This is a genomic window from Providencia sp. PROV208 (assembly GCF_028479465.1).
GTDB lineage: Bacteria > Pseudomonadota > Gammaproteobacteria > Enterobacterales > Enterobacteriaceae > Providencia > Providencia alcalifaciens.
On sequence record NZ_JAMPNS010000001.1, the window covers coordinates 364,261 to 370,402 of the forward strand.

Genomic DNA, 6,142 nt, shown 5'->3' on the forward strand with positions numbered 1-6,142 from the left:
AATATAAGGCAAACGGATCGGAAAAATAGTCGAATCTGAAAATATTTGAAAATAAAAAGAACAGATGACAATAAGCCATCTGTTCTTAATATGATTAATTACTTGATTTCATCAATAAAGCTTACTGCATAACCAATATAGTTTGCCGGTGTCATGGCTTTTAGGCGCTCTTTTTCACTTTCTGGCAGTGCTAAACCATCGATAAATTGCTTCATGCCTTCGGCGGTTACGCGTTTACCTCGAGTGAGCTCTTTCAATTTTTCATATGGTTTTTCAATGCCATAACGACGCATAACAGTTTGAATTGGTTCTGCTAGCACTTCCCAGTTTTGATCTAACTCATCCAGCAAGTGTTGTTCGTTAACTTCTAATTTGTTCAACCCTTTCATCGTGGATTGGTAAGCGATCAGTGCATAGCCCAAACCGACACCTAAGTTACGGAGAACTGTCGAGTCAGTCAGGTCGCGTTGCCAACGGGAAACAGGGAGTTTGCTTGCTAAATGACCTAATACCGCATTGGATAAACCTAAATTACCTTCTGAGTTTTCGAAGTCGATAGGATTCACTTTATGTGGCATGGTGGATGAACCAATTTCACCAGCAATGGTTTTTTGCTTGAAGTGGTTTAACGCAACGTAGCCCCAGATATCACGGTCAAAATCCAGAACGATCGTATTGAAACGCGCAACACAATCAAACAGTTCAGCGATATAGTCGTGTGGTTCGATTTGGGTTGTGAATGGGTTCCATTTAATGCCGAGTGAGGTCACGAAAGTTTCACTAAACTCGTGCCAGTTAACTTCTGGGTAAGCGGCAATGTGTGCGTTGTAGTTACCAACGGCACCATTGATTTTACCTAAAATTTCGACTTGCTCTAACTGGCGATATTGGCGCTCTAAGCGGTAAGCGACGTTTGCAAATTCTTTACCAATAGTTGATGGTGTTGCTGGCTGCCCGTGTGTGCGAGAGAGTAACGGTAACTCACGATATTCGTGAGCCATTGCTTTAACTTTATCGATGATTTGACGCCATTGTGGCAGTAAAACGTCTTCACGAGCAGTTTTCAGCATTAATGCATGGGACAGATTGTTGATGTCTTCTGAAGTACAAGCAAAGTGAATGAACTCAGAAACGGCATGCAGAGCAGGAATATGGGCTACTTTTTCTTTCAGGAAATACTCGACTGCTTTAACGTCGTGGTTGGTTGTACGCTCAATTTCTTTGATACGCATTGCATCATTTTCGCTGAAATTCGCGACGATTTCGTCTAAGTAAGCGATTGCGTCAGCATCAAATGAAGGGACCTCTTTGATTTGAGCGGTTGCCGCCAGTTTTTGCAGCCAGCGAACTTCAACTTGCACACGAAATTTCAGTAAGCCAAACTCACTAAAAATAGTGCGTAAAGCGCTGACTTTATCACCGTAACGGCCGTCAATCGGGGATACAGCGGTCAGTGAGGATAATTCCATTGGTAGCAACTCCAGATTTTATAGGTGAGACAAAATTTGTTTCGCCTGATTAGACAGACGGCTTCGAGAAAACATGAGTTGGAGACGGCTGCCACCAACCTGTTGCCAAAGAACTGCACAGCGAATACCTGCGAGTAATGTGGCTCTAACTTTGGCTTGGACAAGGGTATTTTTCAGGATGTCAGGGGAACCCGTCACTTGAATTCGCGGACCTGCTGGACTGACAACATCCACATAAATACCCGCTAATGCGTTGAAAACACCTTCAGACATTGGCTCAAAATAGCTGGCTTGACGTTCAAGCTGCTCAATTCGCTGACCAAGTTGTTCCATTGCCTTGTCATCTTTACTTAAGCGGCGCTCTAGCGCCATGATGCTGAGCATATAGCGGGTCATCTCCGCAGAGATCCCGCTATTACCACCCGTTAACATTCCCATTAGGGCGGTTAAACCAGTTTTTAAATTCGCTTCATCATTACCAAATACATCCAACGTGGTGGATGGATTCATGTTAGTCAGGCAATCTACCATGGTTTTACCATCTTGCTCATTATATGAGCCCTCATGGGCTAGCTTTTGTACCATTAGACTTGCTTGACAGATACCCGCTAACGCAAGCGTGATATCGTAATAGTTTTTAGCCACATTTACTCCTGAATACGGGCTTCAATAACGCCGCCACCAAGGCAGACTTCGTCGATATAAAATACCGCAGATTGTCCCGGTGTAACAGCAGCAACCGGATAATCAAAAATCACTTGGATTTTTTCGGCACTCAATGGGGTTATTGTGCAAGGGATATCCGCTTGGCGATAGCGGGTTTTCACCACACAGCGTAATGGCTCAGTCAGAGGTTGTCTATCGACCCAATCTAATTGCTGAGCAATTAAGCCCACAGACATTAAGCGTGGATGTTCATGACCTTGCGCAACAATCAATTGATTGTTTTCAACGTCTTTATCCACCACATACCAAGGTTCCTCAGAACCTTCCTTTGTTCCGCCGATACCTAAACCTTTGCGCTGACCTAATGTGTGATACATCAATCCTTCGTGCTGACCAATAATTTCACCATCAACGGTAACAATCGGACCGGGTTGAGCAGGGAGGTAGCGACCAAGGAAATCACGGAATTTACGCTCGCCAATAAAACAAATCCCCGTAGAATCCTTTTTCTTCGCGGTGATGAGACCGATTTCTTCCGCAATACGGCGAACTTCTGGTTTTTCTAATTCCCCAACAGGGAATAAACTTTTTGCAACCTGTTCGTGGCTGAGCGTGTATAAGAAGTAGCTTTGGTCTTTATTGTTGTCTAATCCGCGTAACAACTGGCTTTTGCCATCAACATCACGGCGACGAACGTAGTGACCTGTTGCAATGTAATCTGCACCAAGATCTTCTGCGGCAAATTCTAAGAAAGCTTTAAATTTGATCTCTTTGTTACACAAGATATCCGGATTTGGGGTGCGTCCTGCTTTGTATTCTTCTAAGAAATGTTCGAATACGTTATCCCAATACTCGGCGGCAAAGTTGATGGTGCGAAGCTCAATACCTAGTTTGTCACAGACAGCTTGAGCATCGGCGAGGTCTGTTGCCGCAGAGCAATATTCCTCATCATCATCTTCTTCCCAGTTCTTCATAAACAGCCCGATAACCTGATACCCTTGCTGCTGGAGCAAGTAGGCGGAAACGGAGGAATCAACACCACCGGACATACCGACGATGACTTTAATTTGGCTGTTATCTGATTTGGTACTGTTATCTGACATGGGAAATAGTCTCAATGCGGAAAAATCAAGCCCCATACTTTAGCACGTTGCCCCCTTATTGCACCAGCGTTAGGAAAATAATGTTACTCGTAATGATGACCAAAGGCGGCTAAAACGCTTACAGGGTGACTGATGCCTTCTTGGAAACATCGCAGACTTTGGGCAACTAACGGTGAGCGAAGACATTTGCTGGTTAGAATTTCATCGGCAGTGACCCAGTGACAAGCGCTGATATCGTCATCATGAGGATGAGTTTCACAAGGGGCATCGAGTTCGAGAGAAAATAAGAAACGAATAAATTGCGTATTGTCGGGGGCAATCCACTGATGAATTTTGATTAATTTTTGAGGTTCGCCTACGATACCTGTCTCTTCATAAAGTTCACGCGCAGCCGCTTGCAGTAATGTTTCATTAGCCTCAAGGTGCCCTGCGGGTTGGTTCCAGGTTGGCTTATTATTGACCCATTCTTCTACCACTAAAAAACGATCTTGAGCATGAACAAGGGTAGCAACAGTAACATTTGGTTTAAACAACAGTGACCTCCTTCCATTCGCCTGAAGATAAGTTATTGAGTGTAAAACTTCCCATGGAATAACGTATTAATCGTAGTGTAGGAAAGCCAATATTGGCAGTCATCCGGCGAACTTGCCGATTCCGTCCTTCATAAAGCGTGATCTTCAACCAACTCGTTGGAATGTTTTTGCGCTCACGAATCGGTGGATTTCTGACCCACAGCCACTCCGGTTCATCGACTCGCTCAATTCCAGCTGGTAAGGTGGGACCATCATTGAGTGTCAATCCTTGACGGAATTTTGCGAGAGCGATTTCATCGGGAACGCCTTCTACTTGAGCATAGTAGACTTTCCCTGTTTTTTTCTGTGGTTGGGTAAGTTCTGCTTGTAATTTTCCATCATTCGTAAGCACTAACAGACCCTCACTGTCCCTATCTAGGCGTCCGGCAGCATAAACATCAGACACAGGAATATAATTTTTTAACGTTTCACGACCTTGCTCATCAGTAAACTGAGGCAGCACATCAAAAGGCTTATTAAAAATAATCACTTTCCGCGGCTGAGAGGCGCGTGCAGATGTCTTCGTTGCAAGTGAACGACGTCGTTTGGAATGCGAAGTTAAGTGTTTGGTGCGGCTGCGATTAGGTGTATTCATCGTACTGTATTGAGAGTCATTCATGTCATGTGCAATAGGATAACGATATTTTGATAATAAAGTAAGGCTGCACCTTTGAAGAGTGAATCAAGCAGCGTAATGAGGTTGATCCGTTTTTTAACATTTCAATGATTCATTTATTTCATTAATAAACAGTTTATAAATCTTAAGTTACCGTAGCATTTGATTATTTATTTTAATCAATTTTGATTAAATTTAGGTTGTTAAAAATTCATTCGAAATCATTGTGATGCTGACTTTACTTCATTAAAACCATTAAATGCTAATAATTTAATTAAACCTATTAAATCATAGAGATAATATGGCTATATATTAATTTCTGTGAGCAGTACGAATGTTTAAATGAGATATTTTAGATAAACTACGGAATATAGCGATTAAACGCTTACGGAGGGATTTGACTGAGTTTTTAACTTTTTCAAGAATTAATAATCTTTTTCAATGGATTGATTTTGTTGAGTTTATTTTGATTGTGTCGAGTGTCTGGGCACATAAAAAATGCGTTAAATGCGATCTGTATAAAAGCTTAGTTTAGTAATCATTGGCGTTCGACGCAGATTGCAGTAGTATTGACAGGTCTCTTACAAAAAATTAACAAGCAAAATACGCAAGTGAAGGAGAGGTTAATGGATAGCAAAGTAGTAGTTCCGGCAGAAGGCGCTAAAATTACCATTGATGCAAAAGGCAAATTAAACGTTCCGAATAACCCAATTATCCCTTTCATCGAAGGTGACGGTATTGGGGTTGATGTTACTCCTGCAATGCTGAAAGTTGTTGATGCAGCAGTAAAAAAAGCCTATAACGGCGAGCGTAAAATTTCTTGGATGGAAATTTATACGGGTGAAAAATCCACACAGTTATACGGTAAAGACGTCTGGTTACCACAAGAAACTCTCGATTTAATCCGCGACTATCGCGTTTCTATTAAAGGTCCATTAACCACACCAGTTGGTGGCGGTATTCGTTCCCTCAACGTTGCTCTTCGTCAACAGCTTGATTTATATATCTGCTTACGTCCTGTACGTTACTACAAAGGCACGCCAAGCCCAGTTAAACAACCTGAACTCACTGACATGGTTATTTTCCGCGAAAACTCGGAAGATATTTATGCTGGTATTGAGTGGAAAGCAGGTAGTGCAGAAGCAGATAAAGTGATTAAATTCCTGCAAAATGAAATGGGTGTAACGAAAATTCGTTTCCCTCAAAATTGCGGTATCGGTATTAAGCCATGTTCTGAAGAAGGGACTAAACGTTTAGTTCGCGCTGCGATTGAATATGCTATTGATAATAGCCGTGACTCAGTGACTTTAGTTCATAAAGGCAACATTATGAAATTCACTGAAGGTGCATTTAAAGATTGGGGTTACCAGTTAGCACAAGAAGAATTTGGCGGTGAATTAATCGATGGCGGTCCATGGGTTAAAATTAAAAATCCAAAAACAGGCAAAGATATCATTGTTAAAGATGTTATCGCAGATGCATTCTTACAGCAGATCCTGTTACGTCCAGCAGAGTATGATGTTATTGCGTGTATGAACCTGAACGGTGACTATATTTCTGATGCATTAGCCGCACAAGTTGGCGGTATCGGTATTGCACCAGGTGCAAACATCGGTTCTGAATGCGCACTATTCGAAGCAACTCACGGTACTGCACCTAAATATGCAGGCCAAGACAAAGTGAACCCAGGTTCTATCATCCTGTCCGCAGAGATGA

The 6,142-nt window shown here is 42.3% G+C and carries 6 protein-coding genes; 1 reads left to right on the top strand and 5 read right to left on the bottom strand.

What is annotated here, in order from left to right; translation table 11 throughout:
* Nucleotides 1–98: 98 nt before the first annotated feature.
* From purB to rluE, 5 genes are all read right to left on the bottom strand, one after another.
* Entirely contained in the window at nt 99–1,469 is a 1,371-nt protein-coding gene (purB, locus tag PR766_RS01625; RefSeq protein WP_006661453.1) for an adenylosuccinate lyase, read from the bottom strand.
* 18 nt (nt 1,470–1,487) lie between these two features.
* The gene (gene hflD, locus PR766_RS01630) at nt 1,488–2,114 is read right to left on the bottom strand and encodes a high frequency lysogenization protein HflD (protein ID WP_006660841.1); all 627 of its coding nucleotides are present in this window, start codon (nt 2,112–2,114) and stop codon (nt 1,488–1,490) included.
* Nucleotides 2,115–2,116: 2 nt separating this feature from the next.
* Nucleotides 2,117–3,238 carry a tRNA 2-thiouridine(34) synthase MnmA gene (gene mnmA, locus PR766_RS01635; RefSeq protein WP_036961447.1) on the bottom strand — a complete coding sequence of 374 codons (1,122 nt, stop codon included), beginning with the start codon at nt 3,236–3,238 and terminating at the stop codon, nt 2,117–2,119.
* Between the two features lie 83 nt (nt 3,239–3,321).
* The gene (locus tag PR766_RS01640) at nt 3,322–3,771 is read right to left on the bottom strand and encodes an NUDIX domain-containing protein (RefSeq protein ID WP_154600931.1); all 450 of its coding nucleotides are present in this window, start codon (nt 3,769–3,771) and stop codon (nt 3,322–3,324) included.
* Nucleotides 3,764–4,405, bottom strand: a complete 642-nt coding sequence (rluE, locus tag PR766_RS01645) for a 23S rRNA pseudouridine(2457) synthase RluE (RefSeq protein WP_051420183.1) — start codon at nt 4,403–4,405, stop codon at nt 3,764–3,766. Before rluE ends, PR766_RS01640 begins: the two co-directional genes overlap by 8 nt.
* Nucleotides 4,406–5,052: 647 nt before the next feature.
* On the opposite strand from rluE, the gene icd reads away from it, so the two are divergent.
* Nucleotides 5,053–6,142: NADP-dependent isocitrate dehydrogenase (gene icd, locus PR766_RS01650; RefSeq protein ID WP_272518466.1), on the top strand; the 1,090-nt coding region annotated here is incomplete at its 3' end.